We start from the raw sequence: 19,097 nt of genomic DNA, 5'->3' as shown, positions 1-19,097 counted from the left end.
TAATTACTTTTGACTCATAATTTATATATGTACTTATGAAATTCAAATTACTTTTCAGCTTCATCTGCCTATTTATTTGTTTAGGAAACAACAAACTAACATCACAAAATAAAAAACCAAAATTGGTGGTTGGTATTGTTATTGACCAAATGAGATATGATTATTTAACAAGGTTTTCCGATAGATATGGAAAAGATGGATTTAATAGAATTTTACAAGAAGGGTTTTCTTTAGAAAATGCTCATTATAACTACATACCAACCTATACAGCCGTTGGGCACACCTCTATTTACACAGGAACAACACCAAGTGAACACGGAATTATCTCTAACAACTGGTATGACAAATATCAAAAAGAATCTATTTACTGTGTAGATGACAACAATTACAAAACTGTTGGAAACGAGGGTAAATATGGGCAAAAATCTCCAAAAAGACTTTTTACATCAACCATAACAGATCAATTACATTTGGCTCAAAATATGTTTGGTAAAACTATTGGAGTTTCTATAAAAGATAGATCTGCAATCTTACCTGCTGGCCATTCTGCAAATGCAGCTTATTGGTATGATGGTGGTAATTTTAACACTTGGATTACTAGTACATATTATATGAATGAATTGCCTAAATGGGTAAAAGATTTTAATGGAAATAATAACGCAGATAAATACCTAAATACACCTTGGGAAACACTTTACGATATTAAAACATACACAAACAGTAGAGTTGACGATAATATTTATGAAGGTAAATTAAAAGGACAGGAAGCACCAACTTTTCCGAAAGACTTAAAAGCATTGCGCTCTAAGAATGGTAATTTCGATTTGATAAAAACAGTACCAGCAGGTAATACTTATACAACAGATTTTGCCAAAGCTGCTATTATAGGTGAAAACTTAGGTAAAGGTGAACACACAGACTTTTTAGCTGTTAGTTATTCTTCTACAGATTATATTGGTCATAAATACGGAGTTGCTGCCATAGAAACAGAAGACACCTATTTGCGCTTAGATAAAGATTTGGCTAATTTATTTCAATTTTTAGACCAACAAGTTGGAAAAGATAATTACACCTTATTTTTAACTGCAGATCATGCAGCAGTGCATGTACCAGCTTATTTACAATCTTTAAAAATACCTGCTCACTATTTAAAGATGACAAAATTTAAAGAGTTTATTTTAGAAACCACTAAAAAATATTTTAATTCTGTAGATTTAATTGAAAACGTTTCTAATTATCAAATATTCTTAGATAAAGATAAAGTAGAATCTTTAGGTTTAGAGGTGAATAACGTTGCTCAAAAATTAGCTGATGAAGTAATTAATTTTGACGGAATCTACAAAGCAGTAACCGCAAGAACTTTGCAAACAACACATTTCTCTTCTGGAATATTGAATTCGCTTCAAAACGGGTATAATCAAAAATTATCTGGAGATGTTTTAATGATTCCTAATCCGGCTACTTTAACCGGAGGAAGAACAGGTACAAGTCATGGGTCTGGATATTCTTATGACACACATGTACCAATTATTTTCTATGGAAACGGAATAAAACAAGGTTCATCATCAAAAAGATACAACATTACAGATATTGCGCCAACTATTGCAAATCTATTAAATATAGAGTCGCCAAACGGAACAAACGGTGTTGTAGTTGATGAAGTTTTAGAAAAATAAAATAAGTTCTATTTATAATCCTTTCTAATAGGAATAAATTATTAGAAAACCCCAAGACTTAGTTTTGGGGTTTCTTTTTGATTAAAAATTTAAATACAGAATTATCTTGATGTCTTTTTATCGCTTTCTTAGATAGTAGGATTCCAATTCCTAAAGAAATAAATGCACCTATAAAAATTCCCGGTATAAAATTGATGAACAGAAAAAAATCATATGCACCGTGAAACAGCGTTGCAAATAACAAACCTGTTAAATTTAAAACTATTCTATTTTTAGAAAACTTTGCTTTTCCCATAAAGTATCCCATTAAAATGGCAAATGTTGCATGTGCTGGAACCGCAGTAAATGCTCTTAATATTCCAGTAGACACTCCGTGTTGAAAAACATACAAAACATTTTCTAAGGTAGCAAAGCCCATAGAAACCATTACTGCATAGACAATACCATCAAAAGGCTCGTTGTATTCTTTATTTCTCTGTGCATAATATTTTACAATTACATATTTAGAAAACTCTTCTACCAAGGCAACTACTATAAAAGCCTTTACAAATTGTTGAAATATATTAGTTACATTAGTAACAGGCAACAATCTATCTGCAAAACCACCAAGAATTACCGTAATTAGCACACTTGCTGTTGCTCCTAAAAGAAAGTTTTTAAATAAAAAAGGAATAGGCTCTTTTTCAAACTTATCTTTAAAATAAATATATAGAATAATAATGGTTGCAGGAGCGATAGCAAGAAGAAGTAAATGCATGGAGAAATTTAAATATTTTTTTTTTATAAAATAAAACAAACGCAAAGTTTTGAAAAGAAGAATTTTATAATTCCTTTACCAACCTTGCGTTTAACTTGTATTTTTGTGATTAATTATTCGCTAACTTTATTTTTTAGGCAAAAAAACTTCTGCCATCATACAACGCGCACTACCTCCACCACAAAACTCAATAGTATCTAAAGGACTAGAAATAATTTTACAATGATTGTTAATTTGTGATTTTTGAGATTGCGTTAAACTATTAAAAGCAGCTTGACTCATTACTAAAAAACGTTCATCATCTTTACCTCTAACTTCTAACATATTCCCAGCAAAGTTAGTAACCTGTTTTTCTGTAATGTCAATTACCTTTTTACCATCTTCTTTTAAATGCTTCAATACATTTTTGCGCTCAGATTTATCATCAATAGAAGCCAAACAGATAATAGCCAAAGTTTCTCCAACACACATCATAACATTGGTATGGTATATTGCCGCTCTTTTACCGTCTACTGTTTGATTTGCCGTAAAAACAACTGGTGTATATTCAAAATCTTCACAAAACTCTATAAACAACTCTTCATCTGCTCTCGGCGAAAGTGCACAATATGCCTTGTTATTCCCTCTATCTAAACAAATACTACCCGTTCCTTCTAAAAAAACACCTTCGTCTTCTGCAGAAGTATAATCAACAATATTCTCTATTAAAAAGCCTTCTTTTTCTATCTGTTCTAAAACATCCTCACGTCTTTCTAAACGCCTATTTTCTGCAAACATTGGGTAAATAGCAACGGTACCATCCTCATGAAAAGAGATCCAATTATTTGGAAAAACAGCATCTGGTGTATCCACTTCCTTTGTATCAGAAACAACAATTACACCAATACCAAAACCACGTAATTTCTCCACAAAAGTATCAAATTCGTTCTGCGCTTTTGTATTAATGGTAGCTGGTAATGCATTATCAATATTATGTTGATAGTAATTATTTACAGCAGTTTGCTCATTCATCCTAAAACTAACAGGACGAATCATTAAAATTGTATTTGTAGTTTGCTTCATTTAATTCATTTATTAGGTACAAAATTAGCCTTTTTTTTAATCACTATAGATTTCAATGATTTTATTTTCTGATATAAAACAATTCTAAAAGTTTACTATTGACTTTTTGTTTATTTTTACTTCATGAAAAAAACACTTGCCTTTTTTATATTCTTTATTTCTCTTTTTTCCTTCGGACAAATTCTTCCTGAGGGTTTTGCCTATTTATCTGATGTTGATAAAACAATTCAAAAAGAATTGCGCTATCTAAGCAATAATAACTTTATAGGAAAACCAATTGATGGCTATCATAAAAACTGTATAATAGTTACTAAAGCTTCCGCTGATGCTTTAACTAAAGTACAAAAGAGCCTTCAAAAAGAAGGATTCAGTCTTAAAATATTTGATTCATACAGGCCGCAACAAGCAGTAAACCATTTTGTACGCTGGGCAAAGGTTTTAGATGATACATTAATGAAAAAGGCCTATTACCCAGATGTACCGAAATCAGAATTATTTAAAAGAGGATACATTGCCTCTAGATCTGGACACTCAAGAGGAAGTACTGTAGATTTAACAATTGTAGATATTAAAACAGGTAAAGAATTAGATATGGGCAGCCCATTTGACTTTTTTGGTATAAAGTCTCATTATCTACCAAAAAACATCACTCCAGAACAACAAAAAAACAGATTGTTACTCCGTAACTTAATGTCAAAAAATAATTTTAGACCTTATAAAAACGAATGGTGGCATTTTACTTTAAGAAACGAACCTTTTCCTAAAACATACTTCAATTTCCCGATAGAGTAAGAAGTTTTAACAAAATAGAAACAGCCTCACTGAAAATCGGCATTATATTTGCACAATTGCCTGAAAGTCCTATAAATGAAAACAAATATAAACTTACTTCTTTTTTTTACTATTTCATTATTCTCTGTTTTACAACTATCTGCACAGTTAGATACTAATTCAGGAAGCAAAGAAAAAGGTAAAGTTAAAGGCATTGTTTTAAATAATTCTAAAGAAGTAACAAAACCAAAGGCATTAGAATTAGATGGAAATAATGGTTTTAAAAATGCTTTTGATAAAGAAAATGCTAAATTAAAAAAGCAAAAGGAAGAAAATGACCTTAATAATAAAGGTATTATAACACAAGAAAAGCAAAGAGAAGAGCGTTTTTTAAAAGCATTTAAAAAAGTAAACGGACAATATATTTATCCTGTAATAGACCAAGATCTAGGTAGTTTTAGAACAGATTCTAAAAGTGTTAATATCATTTGCAGAGATTTCCAATACCCTGACGGAGACATGGTTACCATATTTGTGAATGACATACCCGTAGTACATAACATTACATTAAAACGAAGCTATCAAAAGTTTAACATCCCTTTAGAAATAGGTATTAATAAGATTGCCTTTAAAGCTCTAAATCAAGGTACATCTGGGCCAAATACAGCCGCTTTTAAGGTATATAATGATGAAGGTACACTACTATCTTCTAATGAATGGAACTTGGCAACTGGCGCTAAAGCCACGATAGTAATAGCTAAAGACAAATAATACTCTTAAAATATTTTGTTTTATTTTAAACTAATCTAGTTTTTTTATTCTATCAAAAACAGTTATTTTTGTAACTGGTTATTAAAAAAGTAAATTTTAATAGTCTTAAAACAAACAATATCACTAAAAATGAAAGAAATCACCAAACAAACCTATTTAGATTGGTACAAAGACATGCTTTTTTGGCGTAAGTTCGAAGACAAACTTGCTTCTGTTTACATTCAACAAAAAGTTAGAGGTTTCTTGCACTTATATAATGGGCAAGAGGCAATTTTAGCGGGTGCATTACATGCAATGGACTTATCTAAAGACAAAATGATTACGGCTTATAGAAATCACGTACAACCGATTGGTATGGGAGAAGATCCTAAACGTGTAATGGCAGAATTATACGGAAAGGCAACCGGAACGTCTAAAGGAATGGGTGGTTCTATGCATATTTTTTCAAAAGAATTCCGTTTTTATGGTGGTCATGGTATCGTTGGAGGTCAAATTCCTTTAGGTGCAGGTCTTGCTTTTGGTGATAAATATAATAATACTGGTGGTGTAACATTAACCTGTTTTGGAGATGGTGCTGCAAGACAAGGTTCATTACATGAAGCTTTTAATTTAGCTATGTTATGGAAATTACCTGTAATTTTTATTTGTGAAAACAATGGGTATGCAATGGGTACTTCTGTAGAAAGAACTGCAAACCATACAGATATTTGGAAACTTGGTTTAGGATACGAAATGCCTTGTGGACCAGTAGATGCAATGAACCCAATTAAAGTTGCAGAAGCTATAGACGAAGCTTTAGATAGAGCTAGACGTGGTGATGGACCAACTTTCCTAGAAATGAAAACATATAGATATAGAGGTCACTCTATGTCTGATGCACAACACTATAGAACTAAAGACGAAGTAGAAGAATACAAAAAAATAGATCCTATTACACAAGTAAAAGATGTTATTTTAGAAAAAGGATATGCTACTGCAGAAGAATTAGCTGCTGTTGATAAAGAGGTAAAAGTGAAGGTTAAAGAATGTGAGCAATTTGCAGAAGATTCTCCTTATCCAGAACCTCAACAGATGTACGATATGGTTTATGAACAAGAAGATTATCCTTTTATAAGTTAAGATATGGCTACAATAATAAATATGCCCAGACTAAGTGACACCATGGAAGAAGGTGTTGTGGCAAAATGGTTAAAAAGTGTTGGAGATAAAATTGAAGAAGGTGATATATTAGCCGAAATTGAAACAGACAAAGCTACAATGGAATTTGAGTCCTTCCATGAAGGAACACTTTTATATATTGGTATTCAAGAAGGAGAAACTTCTCCTGTTGATGTTTTATTAGCTGTTATTGGTGAAGAAGGTGAAGACATTTCTGCAATTATAAATGGTGATGAAGCAGAACCTGCAAAGGAAAAAGCAACTACCGAAGAAGTAAAAGAAGAAACTAGTACAGAAACAACTGCTAGTGATTCAGTTACAATTCCAGAAGGAGTGCAAGTAATTACAATGCCTCGTTTAAGCGATACAATGACTGATGGTACCATTGCAACATGGTTAAAGAAAGTTGGAGACGAAGTTTCTGAAGGTGATATGCTTGCTGAAATTGAAACAGATAAAGCAACAATGGAATTTGAATGTTTCTATGAAGGAACTATCTTATACATTGGTGTACAAGAAGGAGAAACTGCTCCTGTAGATAGCTTATTAACTATTATTGGCCCTGCCGGAACAGATGTTTCTGCAATAGTTGCAAATGGTGGTGCTGCATCTGCTCCTACTGAAGAAAAAACAGCTACTGCTAAAGCTCCTGAAAAAGCTGAAGCTGCTGCTACAAAACCAGCTGCTAAAGTAGAAGAAACTAAAACTGTTTCTACTTCAAATACTTCTAACGGTCGTATTTTTGCATCTCCTTTAGCAAAGAAGATTGCTTCTGATAAAGGAATTGATTTAGCAGATGTTAGTGGTTCTGGTGAAAACGGAAGAATCATTAAAAAAGATATAGAAAACTATACTCCTGCTGCTAAAGTTGAAGCTACTCCTGCCGCTGCAAATGTTGCTGCTGCTGGTGTAGAAAACTCAGAAGAAGTTAAGAATTCTCAAATGCGTAAAGCAATAGCTAAGTCTTTAGGTAACTCTAAATTCTCTGCTCCAGATTTCAGTTTAAATATTGAAGTTGATATGGACAATGCAATGGCATCTAGAAAAATAATAAATGCAATTCCAGACACTAAAGTATCTTTTAACGATATGGTAGTTAAGGCATGTGCAATGGCATTAAAAAAACACCCACAAGTAAACACTTCTTGGTCTGAGGCAAATACAATTTACCACAGTCATATTCATGTAGGTGTTGCTGTAGCTGTAGATGATGGTTTATTAGTACCTGTAATTAAACATACAGACGGATTGAGTTTAACTCAAATTGGTGCTGGTGTAAGAGATTTAGCAGGGAAAGCTAGAAATAAAAAATTAACTCCTGCAGAAATGCAAGGAAGTACTTTTACAGTTTCTAACTTAGGTATGTTTGGTATTGGTAGTTTTAACTCTATCATCAACCAACCTAACTCAGCAATTTTATCTGTTGGCGCAATTGTACAAAAACCAGTTGTAAAAGACGGACAAATAGTTGTAGGTAATACAATGAATTTGACTTTAACATCAGATCACAGAACTGTAGATGGTGCTGTTGGAGCTCAATTTTTACAAACATTAAAAACATTTATTGAAAACCCGGTTACAATGTTAGCTTAAGGTTTACCTTAAATTTTATAATAAAAACCATTTCAATATTTTTTGAAATGGTTTTTAGTTTTTATAACAATAACAATTATGACAAAAAAAACTACATTATTATTAGTATTCGTATTCGCTTTATTTAACAGCACCTTTAGTCAGGAAAAAATAAAAGGAAATAGATTAATATCAAAGATAAAAACAGATCTAGCTCCTTTTCATAGTGTGATCATAAATAATGATTTTAAAGTAGAGCTGATAGTCTCTAATACATCTTCATCTATAGAGATAGAAACCGATAAAAACCTACACGAGCATATTATTTTTAACGTTACGGATTCTGTTTTAACAATAGCTACTGACAAAAAATTAAAAGCAAAAAAGTTAAATATTTCAGTAAATTATAAAAATGCATTAAAGGAAATAATTTTAAATAATGATGCAGAAATAGAATCTTTAGGCACCATAAAAACAACTTCTATGTCACTTAAAATAAATGATTACGGAATAGCTGATTTAAAGATAAAATCTGATATTTTTAAGCTCTTTAATAATAATAAATCTAGAATGCAATTTAGATCTAAAAGTAAGTTAGATGTAGAAAGTAAAGATGTAGATCTAGATTTAAGTGAATCTTGCAAGGTAGACTTGGTTCTTAAAGCAGAAAATTTAAACACAAGAATGATTGGTAATTCTGGCTTAAATATTGAAGGAACTGCTAATTTATTTAATGCGATTACATTAGAAAATTCAGCGTTAAATGGAGAAAAATTAAATGTTACTACTTGTAAAAGTATTATAAAAGATTCGGCTGCTATTATTATAAATACATCAGAAAGTATTACTATAGAAGCTTCAGATAAAAGCAAAACAGAACTATATGGAGATGCTAAAATAATTTTAACTCAATTTTCAGAGAGTTCTAAACTATTTAAGAAAGAATTATAATACTTTTTAAAAACGCGAAACAAGAAAAAAAAGCTCGCAAATTGTGAGCTTTTTTCAATATATTTATTTCTGATGAAAGACTTAGAACAAAAACTAAAAAACCCTGTCTGGTATTCATTAAATGAAACCCACAATACCTCTTTAATAAAGTATGATGGCGTACAATTTTATCAGCCAAACACCTGTTCTTTTGGTTCTTTTTTTGACTCTGGGAAAACAGCAAATGCATTAACAGCCCATTCTAAAATTGTAGAAAAATTCTTTTTAGTTTCAGAAAAAGGCACTCCTACAGTAGATGACAAGTATGTAGTCCTTGAGAAAAAAATAAACGGATGCCAGATGGTATTAGAGAACCTTATATCTGTAGAAATTACAGAAGATATTGTTTTATTAACACAAGAACACATAGACGAAGTATATGATTTAATTTGGTTAGTAATGCCTGGTTTTTATCAAAAGAAAGGCTTTGAAATGGGTAAGTTCTTTGGTATTTTTAAAGACGACAAATTAGTTGCTATTACAGGACAACGAATGCAAACTGATGATTTTATTGAAATTAGTTCTGTAGTTACACATCCAGATTATACTAGAAAAGGATTTGCAAAACAATTAATTCATCATACAACTAAAGAAATTTTAAAAGAAAAAAAACTTCCTATATTGCATACCAATAAAGGAAACACAGCAATTTCACTATATGAGAAATTAGGTTTTAAATTAAGTAGAGATATGAATTGGTGGTTATTCCGCAGAAAATAATACACCTTATAATTTAATAACATGCCAAAAAAAGGGAAAGGAAAAGCTAAAAATTCCGTTAATAAAGCAAAACACACTAAATTGATGAATCAGAAAATTAATAAGGTGAAGTTAGAAAAACAGTTAAATAGAGAACGTTTAAAAGCTATCATTAAAAAAGTAAATGATGCCAAAAAGGATGATGAATAAAGTAAAATACTTTTTTGGTGCAATAGTTTCCGTGCCATTATTACCCTTCTTATATTTCCAAGGAAAAAACATTCGAAAAAAGGTCCCAAAACTTCCAGAGGCCAAAGAACCAAAAGGTTTTATAAATGGTAATTTTAATAAAACGCTAAATATACTTTCTATTGGAGAGAGCACTATTGCAGGCGTTGGTGTAGACCATCATAAAAATGGATTTACAGGGTCTTTATCAAATACACTTTCTATCAATTTAAAGAGTAACATAAATTGGCGCGTATATGCCAGAAGTGGTTATACTGTAGCACAAGTCTGTAAAAAAATTATTCCTAAAATTGAAGAAACATCTACAGATATTATTGTTATAGGTATGGGAGGTAATGATGCTTTTACCTTAAATTCTCCAAAAAAATGGGCTGATTCAATAGAAAACCTCATCAATTTATTACAAAACAAATTTCCTAGCACTCCTCTATTCTTTACAAACATGCCTCCTATTAAAGAATTCCCTGCATTTACAAAACCTATAAAATTTGTAATTGGTAATTTGGTAGAAATTTTAGGAGAAAGACTTCAAGATGTAACACAAGATAGAAAAAACGTTTTTTACTATAATGAAATCATCACCCTAAAAAAATGGAGTAAAAAGCACTCTTTATCTAAGAACAATTCTAAAATTTACTTTAGCGATGGGGTGCATCCGTCTGAATTGACCTATAAAGTTTGGGGAGAAGAAATGGCTAATTTTATCACAAAAAAAATCCCAAGTTAAATACTTAGGATTATACTTAAACAGATCTATATATTTATTGATCTATAGAACCTAAAACGCGTTTCATAAAAGTATTTAACGCCTCTTTTTTCGGTGCGCCTTCTTTTACCATTTTATCAACTTCAAGAGCACCATACATATTAGAAATTAATTCTCCAATAACATCTAATTCTTCGTCTTTTAAAGACGGAACTTCTGTTAAAGCTTCTAGAGTTTCAATAGCTTCTAGCACATAATCTTGATCGTTTTCTTCGATAAAATTAGTAAGATGTTTAATTACAGGTAACTTCATAATCTAATTAAATTACTTCGTTTACTAATTCTTTCAACACATCAAACTTGTTTGTTTGCGTTTGATTTTTTAAACTACCACCTTCAAAAGTTGCAAAAGTTGGCAAGTTACTTACATCTGCTAATTTTCTACTTTCAGGAAATTTTTCTGCATCTGCAATCACAAAAGTTACATTTTCATTTTCTGAAGCTAACTTTTTAAACTTTGGTTTCATAATTCTACAATTTCCACACCATGTTGCAGAATATTGTACAACTACTTTATCGTTTCCATTTACAATTTCTTGTAAATTATCTTCTGTTAATTCTTGTACCATTTTAAATATGAATTTAAAATTAAGAACTACGGATTAAAAAATCCGCAATCCTTAATTTATAATTAGTTTTTAGTGAGAAGCTAAATAAGCTGCTGTTCCTTTTGCATCTGGAGACATAGCATCCTTTCCTTCTTCCCAATTTGCAGGACAAACTTCACCTTTTTCTTGTACATGCGTTAAAGCATCTATTAAACGTAAGTATTCACCAACATTTCTACCTAAAGGCATGTTATTAATACTTTCGTGTTGTACAACACCCTCTTCATCTATAATATAAGTAGCTCTATAAGTTACATTATCTCCTTCTACTTGTATAGTTTGTGTAGCTTCATCAAAAGTTTCGTTAGTGATATCTAAAATACCTAAAATTGAGGATAAATTTCTATTACTATCTGCTAAAAGTGGGTATGTAACACCTTCGATTCCTCCGTTGTCTTTTGCTTGACTTAACCATGCAAAATGAACTTCTGGAGTATCACAAGAAGCACCAATAACAATAGTATTTCTTTTTTCAAATTCACCTAAAGCTGCTTGAAAAGCATGTAATTCTGTAGGACATACAAATGTAAAGTCTTTTGGGTACCAAAATAACACTACTTTCTTGTTATTATTAACCGCTTCTTCCAATACATTCACTTTAAATGTATCGCCCATTTCATTCATTGCGTCTACGTTTAAATCTGGGAATTTTTTTCCAACTGCTGTTGCCATTCTATATAAGTTTTATAATTATTAATGTTTTATTTATTACTGACGCAAAGATAAAAATAAAGCAAAAAAAAATATAGTATTTTAATGGTTAGTTTCAATATTGCTATAGCTTTTAACTATACATAAAGAACAACTAAATAAATTTTCACTATTAATAAAATTATGTTTATAAAATTCGTATTTTTAAAAACTATCACTAAAATAGTTTTTAACTATTCCAAAATAAAAACAATAGATAAAAATTATTTAAAAACAAGTTGTAGTTTTGTCAAAAATTAAAACATAAAATTTAAAACATATATAATGGAAAACTTAAAACATGGTTCTGGAGACATTTCACAATGTCCATTTCACGGAGGAAACACAACAAATGAAACTAATAATGATTGGTGGCCAAATTCTTTAAATTTAGATATTTTACACCAGCATGACACAAAAGTAAATCCACTTGGTGAAGAATTTAATTATCATGAAGCCCTTAAAAGCTTAAATGTTGAGGCTTTAAAAGAAGATGTAACCAAACTAATGACAGATAGTCAAGATTGGTGGCCAGCAGATTGGGGGCACTATGGAGGATTAATGATTCGTTTGTCATGGCATTCTGCAGGTTCTTATAGAATTAGTGATGGACGTGGTGGTGGTGGAACAGGAAACCAACGTTTTGCTCCTTTAAATTCTTGGCCAGACAATGCTAGTTTAGACAAGGCAAGACGTTTACTTTGGCCAATTAAGAAAAAATATGGAGATAAATTAAGTTGGGCAGATTTAATCATTTTAGCGGGTACCATCGCTTATGAATCTATGGGATTAAAAACCTATGGTTTTGCATTTGGTAGAACCGATATTTGGCAACCAGAAAAAGATACCTATTGGGGTAATGAAAAAGAATGGTTAGCTCCAAGTGATGAGCGTTATAATGATGTAGAGGACGCTAGCACAATGGAAAACCCATTAGCAGCCGTACAAATGGGATTAATTTATGTAAATCCAGAAGGAGTTAACGGTAAATCTGATCCTGCAAAAACCGCTTTACACATTAGAGAAACTTTTGCTCGTATGGCAATGGACGATGAAGAAACTGCTGCATTAACTGCAGGTGGTCATACCGTTGGAAAAGCACACGGAAATGGAGATGCAAGTATTTTAGGACCAGAACCAGAGGCTGCTCCTATTGAAAACCAAGGTTTTGGTTGGTCTAATCCTACCGGAACTGGAGTTGGTAGAGACACTGTAACAAGTGGTATAGAAGGAGCATGGACAACAGAGCCTACAAAATGGGATAATGGATTTTTCGATCTTTTATTTGGTTATGAATGGGAATTAACAAAAAGTCCTGCAGGAGCTACACAGTGGGCACCAATAAACATTAAAGAAGAAGACAAACCTGTAGATGTAGAAGACCCTTCTATTCGTTTGAACCCTATGATGACAGATGCAGATATGGCCATGAAAGTAGATCCTATCTATCGTAAAATCTGTGAGAAATTCAGCAAAGACCACCAATATTTTTCTGAAACTTTTGCACGTGCTTGGTTTAAATTAACACACAGAGATATGGGGCCAAAAGTTAGATATTATGGTCCAGATGTACCTACTGAAGATTTAATTTGGCAAGATCCAATTCCTACAGGAAATAAAGAATATGACGTAAACCTTGTTAAAGCAAAAATTTCTAATACAGATTTAACAGTTGCAGAATTAGTTTCTACCGCTTGGGATAGTGCAAGAACTTATAGAGGTTCTGATATGCGTGGAGGAGCAAATGGTGCTCGTATTCGTTTAGCTCCTCAAAAAGATTGGGTTGGTAACGAACCAGAGAGATTAAACAAAGTATTAGATATTCTAACTCCTATTGCAACAGAATTTGGAATTAGTATTGCAGATACGATTGTTTTAGCAGGTAATGTTGGTGTAGAAAAAGCAATTAAAAAAGCTGGTTTTAATACAACTGTTCCTTTTACTGCTGGACGTGGAGATGCTACCGATGAAATGACAGATGCAGCTTCTTTTGAGCCTTTAGAATCAGTTGCAGATGGATACAGAAACTGGTTAAAACAAGAATATATTGTTAGTCCAGAAGAGATGATGTTAGATAAAACACAACTTTTAGGTTTAACAGCTCCAGAAATGACAATTTTAATTGGAGGTATGAGAGTTTTAGGTACCAACTACGGAGGAACGAAACATGGAGTATTTACAGATAATGAAGGTGCCTTAACAAATGATTTCTTTGTAAACTTAACAGATATGGGAAATACTTGGAATTCTGTTGGTGAAGGTTTGTATGAAATTAGAGACCGTAAAACAGATGCTTTTAAATGGTCTGCAACAAGTGTAGACTTGGTATTTGGTTCTAATTCAATTTTACGTTCTTACGCAGAAGTATATGCGCAAGATGATAATAAAGAAAAATTTGTAAATGCATTTGTAAAAGCTTGGACAAAAGTGATGAATGCTGATCGATTTGATAACAAATAAATAATTAAAGAAAGAGGCTGTCTAAAAAGTATTTTTTTTGTCAATCTGAATTTATTTCAGATTCTTATGAAGATTCATTTTCAGCAAGTTGATATACTGAAACAAGTTCAGTATGACAAGATTTAATCCTTTTTGAACAGCTTCTTTTAATAAATACCCTAATTATGAATATCTTAAATACTTTTTTTGAAGCAATTCAATCTGTAAATATCAATGTAATAGAAACACTTTTAAAAAGGTTTCCAAAATTGGCAAACGCACAAGATAAAAGAGGTTTTACACCTTTAGTTTTTGCTACCTATTTTGATAAAATAGAAATTGCAGAAACTTTAATAAACCACAAAGCAAATGTAAATCATAGAGATGCTAAAGGAAACACCGCTTTATTAGGTGTCGCTTTTAAAGGTAATGTTGATATTGCAAAACTTCTTTTAAAGAATAATGCAAATATAAATACACAAAACAACCTTGGTTACACTCCTTTAATTTTTGCGACTATTTATAATCAACCAAAGATGGTGGCATTCTTATTGGAACAAAATGCAGATTTATCTCTTAAAGATAAAGAAAACAAATCTGCTTTAGATACTGCAAAAGCTAAAAATTTTACAGAAATTATTAGTTTATTAGAAACAAAAGAAGCTACTTACTTGCAAACATTTTAATATCGTTTGCAGAGACTTCTTTTTCTCCCAAAATAATTAAACGTTCTACTACATTTCTTAATTCACGGATGTTTCCCGTCCAATCATATTCTTGCAATAGTTTTATTGCATCCGATGAAAATGATTTTTTAGGCGTTCCTTGTTCTACAGATATTTTTCCAGTAAAGAAATCTACCAATAAAGGAATGTCTTCTCTTCGATCATTTAAAGACGGAACTTGAATTAAAATAACCGCTAACCTGTGGTATAAATCTTCTCTAAACCGACCTTCTTCTATTTCAACTTTAAGGTTCTTATTAGTCGCTGCAACAATTCTAACATTAACCTTAATATCTCTATCCGAACCAACACGCTGAATTTTATTTTCTTGCAAAGCACGTAAAACTTTTGCTTGTGCAGACAAACTCATATCTCCTATTTCATCCAAGAAAATAGTACCTCCGTTTGCTGCTTCAAATTTACCTGCTCTGTCTTTATTTGCTCCTGTAAAAGAACCTTTAACATGACCAAACAACTCGCTTTCTATTAATTCTGATGGAATTGCAGCACAGTTTACCTCAATTAAAGACGCTTTAGATCTATCTGATTTTTCGTGCAACCAATGTGCAACCAATTCTTTTCCTGTTCCGTTAGGTCCGGTTACTAAAACTCTTGCATCTGTAGGTGCTACTTTTTCAATCATCTCTTTTATTTGAGAAATTGCAGCACTTTCACCAATCATTTCGTAGTTTTTACTTACTTTTTTCTTCAGTCTTTTATTTTCTACAGTCAAAACTTTTTTATCCAAAGCATTTCTAACTGTATTTAAAAGTCTGTTTAAATCTGGTGGTTTAGAAATATAATCGAAAGCGCCTAAACGCATTGTATTTACCGCAGTGTCTAAATCTCCGTGGCCAGAAATCATAACAATAGGAATTTCTGGTTTTATTTTCTTGGCTTTTTCTAATACCTCAACACCATCCATTTTCGGCATTTTAATATCACATAAAACCAAATCATAATCGTTATTCATAATCATTTCTATTCCTAACAAACCGTCTTCTGCTTCTTCTACATCATAGGATTCATTTTCTTCTGAAATAATTTTTGTTAAAACCCTTCTAATTGCGGCTTCATCTTCTATAATTAAAATCTTTGACATTATATTTTAAATTTAATACCTGTTCTTAAATAAAACGCATTTACTTTATCTAAAGTATATACATGCTTTCTGTCTTTATCTCTTAAAACATTACTCAACCTAACAGTGTAACCACTATATGCAAACAGAACTAAGTGCTTTGTAAGTTGATAGTCATAGCCCAAACCTGCCACCAATACAGATAAAGATATATTGTCTGCTTCTTTATTATCCATAATTATTGGCGTCTTTAAATGTGCAAAATAACCATCTAAACCAACAAAAGATTGTAAACTGTTTACTGGGTTTATTTTATATTTTAAATTCATTTTAGGCACACCAACTGTATAAGACCATTTCTCGTTTACTTGCCTAAAATAATTTATTAAAGGTAACGGAAAAGGAATACCCGCAGTTGTATTATATGTTAAACCCAAAGTTAAACGATATGGTTTTATTACACTTTTATCTTTTGTTATATCTTTTATAAAAAAAAGACCTCCGTTAATAAAAAAATCTTCGCTCGTTATTTTTTTGGTTAAGGTTGCTGCTAATCTAGGTGTAAAACTATAAGCAACTCTCCAATGATCGCTAATTTTATGAGTGTATGCTAAATTTAAATCAATAACATTAATATTCTCTAATAACGATGTATCAAAAGGGTATTCATCTTTTAAATTTAAAAATATCCTATTAAATTCTGAACCAATTATTAAATAACTATCTTCTTTTATTTTTATAGGATAATTAAAAAGTGCTCTAATTCTAGTATATTGATCATCAGATTTTTTTTTAGGAATAAAAGAATATTCTACTCTTGCTAAATCTGTTAACTGTGCATTTGTTGATAAACTAACAAATAATACTAAAACAATTATATACCTCTTCATTTTAATTCTTATTTAACCAATTCTTGCGCATTAGAATAAATATGTAGATCTCTCTGAGGGAATGGAATTGAAATTTTATGTTCTCTGAATAATCTATCAATTTCAAAACGAATATCACTTTGTGGAAATTGTGCTTTAAAACTATCTGAGAGCGTAAATACTACTTTAAAATTTAAAGAGCTATCTCCAAAATCTTCAAAAAGAACAGAAACTGGTGGATTTATTAAAACACTTGGGTGAGATTTTGCAGCTTTAATCAGCAACTCTTTTACCAACTGTACATCACTACCATAAGCAACACCAACTTTTACAGATTCTCTTGTTGTATTTCCGTTTTGCGTCCAATTATACAAACTGTTGGTTAAATATAAATGATTAGGAATTATCAATACTTTATTATTTAAAGTGACTGCTCTTGTGGTTCTTAATTTTATCTCCTCTACTCTACCAACCTTTCCTTCTAGTTCAATAATATCTCCAGCACGAACAGATTTATCTATCATTATAAATACCCCAGAAATAATATCTTGAAACAACGTTTGTAAAGCTAAACCAACACCAATTAAAAGTGCTGCAGATGCAGCAAAAAGAGCCGTTAAGTTTACCCCCATTTTGCTCATAGTTACTAAAAAAATAACTACATAGATGATCCAACTTAAATAAGAAAAAATACTTCGTACTTTTAATTCATTCTCTGGCTGTAATTTTCTATTAACAAATTTTTTAAACAATTTAAGCACCGTGTATGCTATTGCTAAAGTAATTGTCAAAACAATAACATCCATAATACTTAAACTAAAAGCATTGGTAATTTCGTAGTTTTTGTTTAATAAATCTAGAATTTCTCTCATTAAAATTAGTATTACCCTTTATATTTTAACCATTTATATAAATCTTTATAAGTTGGCTTTTTACCATACATTAAAATACCTACTCTATAAATTTTAGCCGCTAACCAAACCATAAATACAAAAGTAACCATTAATAATGCCATAGATATAACCAATTCATACCAAGAAACTCCAAAAGGAACTCTCATTAACATTACAATAGGACTTGTAAACGGAATGTGAGAAAACAACACAGCAATAGAACCATGAGGATCATTTATTACAGTTGCGAAACCAACATAAACTCCTAAAATAAGAGGTAACATTATTGGCATCATAAATTGTTGTGTATCCGTTTCATTATCTACCGCGGCACCAACAGCTGCAAATAAAGAACTATACAGCATAAAACCACCTAGGAAGTAAAAAATAAATAATACAAACATTTTTAAAATTGGTAGTTTCAAAATTTCCTGTACAATCATCTGACCTTTATCTCCAGCTGTTGCTTGATTTACAGCTTCCATTTGTTCTGCAGGTACTCTTGCAGATTGCATTTCTACCATATCTACTCCAAATACAGAAGACGCTACTATAGAAATCACAAAAAGTATAATTCCCCATATTAGAAACTGCAATAAACCTGCAGAGGCATTTCCTAAAATTTTACCCAACATCAGTTGGAATGGTTTTACAGACGAAACAATAATTTCTATAATTCTACTTGTTTTTTCTTCAATGACACTTCTCATTACAGAAGTACCATAAATCATTACAAACATCATTAATAAGTAACCAGCTATAGCTCCAACTCCTATTTTTAATCCGTTTATTAATTTGGATGATTCTTCACCAGAAAAATTATACATTTTAATATCTGTATTAATTTTAGAAGCTTCTATTTTCTCTATATCAATACCAAAATTATTCAGTTTTAGGTGCCTAATTTTAGTTTCAATCTTATTTTCCATAGAACTCATTACAGACATTCCTGGGGAATCTGTAGAATAAAATTCTATAGATTTTGCCAATAACTCTAAACTATCTTGTTTTGGGATAATTAATGCTCCGTAATAGTTACCTTCTTCTACTTTTTTCTTTGTTTCTTCAATTCCTAAAGCAGTATAATCTGTATAATGAATGGTTTTAGAATCTTTAAAATCTTCTTTAGAGAACATTCCAGAATTATTATCTACATAAACAATTTCTTTAACCTTCTCATCATTTTTTTGCATCAGAAAATAAACCAAAGCTCCCATACCAATCATCAATAACGGACTTAAAAAAGTCATCATTATAAATGATTTATTACGAACCTTTGCTATGAACTCGCGTTCTATTATTAATTTTAACTTGCTCATTT

At 31.1% G+C, this 19,097-nt stretch carries 20 protein-coding genes; 11 read left to right on the top strand and 9 right to left on the bottom strand.

Translation table 11 applies throughout. The features are described 5' to 3' along the window. Positions 1–35: 35 nt before the first annotated feature. Positions 36–1,676, top strand: coding sequence for an alkaline phosphatase PafA (gene pafA, locus H0I28_RS00670; RefSeq protein ID WP_218732796.1), 1,641 nt, complete (start codon positions 36–38; stop codon positions 1,674–1,676). 58 nt (positions 1,677–1,734) lie between these two features. On the opposite strand, the gene H0I28_RS00665 is transcribed toward pafA, so the two are convergent. Both H0I28_RS00665 and ctlX read right to left on the bottom strand, forming a co-directional pair. Further along, positions 1,735–2,433, bottom strand: a complete 699-nt coding sequence (locus H0I28_RS00665; protein WP_218760071.1) for a PrsW family intramembrane metalloprotease — start codon at positions 2,431–2,433, stop codon at positions 1,735–1,737. 126 nt (positions 2,434–2,559) lie between these two features. Then, the gene (gene ctlX / locus H0I28_RS00660; protein ID WP_218732794.1) at positions 2,560–3,495 is read right to left on the bottom strand and encodes a citrulline utilization hydrolase CtlX; all 936 of its coding nucleotides are present in this window, start codon (positions 3,493–3,495) and stop codon (positions 2,560–2,562) included. A 123-nt stretch (positions 3,496–3,618) separates the two neighbouring features. Here ctlX and H0I28_RS00655 point away from each other — a divergent pair, with 123 nt between their 5' ends. The 8 genes from H0I28_RS00655 to H0I28_RS00620 all read left to right on the top strand — a co-directional run bounded on the left by H0I28_RS00655 (position 3,619) and on the right by H0I28_RS00620 (position 10,432). Next, positions 3,619–4,287, top strand: a complete 669-nt coding sequence (locus H0I28_RS00655; RefSeq protein WP_218760069.1) for a M15 family metallopeptidase — start codon at positions 3,619–3,621, stop codon at positions 4,285–4,287. Positions 4,288–4,362: 75 nt separating this feature from the next. Next, on the top strand, positions 4,363–5,037 hold the full coding sequence (locus H0I28_RS00650) for a hypothetical protein (RefSeq protein WP_254712812.1): 675 nt from the start codon (positions 4,363–4,365) through the stop codon (positions 5,035–5,037). A 129-nt stretch (positions 5,038–5,166) separates the two neighbouring features. After that, the gene (gene pdhA, locus H0I28_RS00645; RefSeq protein WP_218732792.1) at positions 5,167–6,156 is read left to right on the top strand and encodes a pyruvate dehydrogenase (acetyl-transferring) E1 component subunit alpha; all 990 of its coding nucleotides are present in this window, start codon (positions 5,167–5,169) and stop codon (positions 6,154–6,156) included. 3 nt (positions 6,157–6,159) lie between these two features. Further along, complete coding sequence (locus tag H0I28_RS00640) at positions 6,160–7,788, top strand: pyruvate dehydrogenase complex dihydrolipoamide acetyltransferase (RefSeq protein ID WP_218760067.1); 1,629 nt, start codon at positions 6,160–6,162, stop codon at positions 7,786–7,788. 78 nt (positions 7,789–7,866) lie between these two features. Beyond that, the gene (locus H0I28_RS00635; protein WP_218760065.1) at positions 7,867–8,718 is read left to right on the top strand and encodes a DUF2807 domain-containing protein; all 852 of its coding nucleotides are present in this window, start codon (positions 7,867–7,869) and stop codon (positions 8,716–8,718) included. Between the two features lie 72 nt (positions 8,719–8,790). Beyond that, on the top strand, positions 8,791–9,477 hold the full coding sequence (locus H0I28_RS00630; protein WP_218760064.1) for a GNAT family N-acetyltransferase: 687 nt from the start codon (positions 8,791–8,793) through the stop codon (positions 9,475–9,477). Positions 9,478–9,498: 21 nt separating this feature from the next. Continuing rightward, positions 9,499–9,666: a hypothetical protein gene (locus tag H0I28_RS00625; protein ID WP_165732919.1), complete on the top strand. Its 168-nt coding sequence runs from the start codon at positions 9,499–9,501 to the stop codon at positions 9,664–9,666. Continuing rightward, positions 9,656–10,432 carry an SGNH/GDSL hydrolase family protein gene (locus H0I28_RS00620; protein ID WP_254712811.1) on the top strand — a complete coding sequence of 259 codons (777 nt, stop codon included), beginning with the start codon at positions 9,656–9,658 and terminating at the stop codon, positions 10,430–10,432. Before H0I28_RS00625 ends, H0I28_RS00620 begins: the two co-directional genes overlap by 11 nt. A gap of 34 nt (positions 10,433–10,466) precedes the next feature. Here the strand turns inward: H0I28_RS00620 and H0I28_RS00615 are convergent, their stop codons facing one another. The 3 genes from H0I28_RS00615 to H0I28_RS00605 form a co-directional block, all read right to left on the bottom strand. Beyond that, on the bottom strand, positions 10,467–10,724 hold the full coding sequence (locus H0I28_RS00615) for a hypothetical protein (RefSeq protein WP_218760063.1): 258 nt from the start codon (positions 10,722–10,724) through the stop codon (positions 10,467–10,469). A 7-nt stretch (positions 10,725–10,731) separates the two neighbouring features. Beyond that, complete coding sequence (locus H0I28_RS00610) at positions 10,732–11,040, bottom strand: co-chaperone YbbN (RefSeq protein ID WP_218752327.1); 309 nt, start codon at positions 11,038–11,040, stop codon at positions 10,732–10,734. Between the two features lie 69 nt (positions 11,041–11,109). Then, complete coding sequence (locus H0I28_RS00605; RefSeq protein WP_165732922.1) at positions 11,110–11,751, bottom strand: peroxiredoxin; 642 nt, start codon at positions 11,749–11,751, stop codon at positions 11,110–11,112. A gap of 303 nt (positions 11,752–12,054) precedes the next feature. Here H0I28_RS00605 and katG point away from each other — a divergent pair, with 303 nt between their 5' ends. Both katG and H0I28_RS00595 read left to right on the top strand, forming a co-directional pair. After that, positions 12,055–14,229 (top strand): catalase/peroxidase HPI, encoded by a 2,175-nt coding sequence (gene katG, locus H0I28_RS00600; RefSeq protein WP_218760062.1) that lies wholly within the window; start codon positions 12,055–12,057, stop codon positions 14,227–14,229. A 164-nt stretch (positions 14,230–14,393) separates the two neighbouring features. Further along, positions 14,394–14,894, top strand: a complete 501-nt coding sequence (locus H0I28_RS00595) for an ankyrin repeat domain-containing protein (protein ID WP_218760061.1) — start codon at positions 14,394–14,396, stop codon at positions 14,892–14,894. Here the strand turns inward: H0I28_RS00595 and H0I28_RS00590 are convergent. From H0I28_RS00590 to H0I28_RS00575, 4 genes are read right to left on the bottom strand one after another with little or no spacing between them, the layout of a single operon-like run. After that, on the bottom strand, positions 14,872–16,035 hold the full coding sequence (locus H0I28_RS00590; RefSeq protein ID WP_218760060.1) for a sigma-54 dependent transcriptional regulator: 1,164 nt from the start codon (positions 16,033–16,035) through the stop codon (positions 14,872–14,874). The two genes, H0I28_RS00595 and H0I28_RS00590, sit on opposite strands and share 23 nt — an antisense overlap. Beyond that, the gene (locus tag H0I28_RS00585; protein WP_218760059.1) at positions 16,035–16,904 is read right to left on the bottom strand and encodes a DUF6268 family outer membrane beta-barrel protein; all 870 of its coding nucleotides are present in this window, start codon (positions 16,902–16,904) and stop codon (positions 16,035–16,037) included. Before H0I28_RS00585 ends, H0I28_RS00590 begins: the two co-directional genes overlap by 1 nt. 8 nt (positions 16,905–16,912) lie before the next feature. Further along, positions 16,913–17,755: a mechanosensitive ion channel family protein gene (locus tag H0I28_RS00580; protein ID WP_218732783.1), complete on the bottom strand. Its 843-nt coding sequence runs from the start codon at positions 17,753–17,755 to the stop codon at positions 16,913–16,915. 11 nt (positions 17,756–17,766) lie between these two features. Beyond that, positions 17,767–19,095: an ABC transporter permease gene (locus H0I28_RS00575; RefSeq protein WP_218760058.1), complete on the bottom strand. Its 1,329-nt coding sequence runs from the start codon at positions 19,093–19,095 to the stop codon at positions 17,767–17,769. Positions 19,096–19,097: the final 2 nt, after the last annotated feature.

It is taken from the genome of Polaribacter sp. AHE13PA, assembly GCF_019278505.1.
GTDB lineage: Bacteria > Bacteroidota > Bacteroidia > Flavobacteriales > Flavobacteriaceae > Polaribacter.
This window is presented reverse-complemented; position numbering and strand designations above follow the sequence as displayed.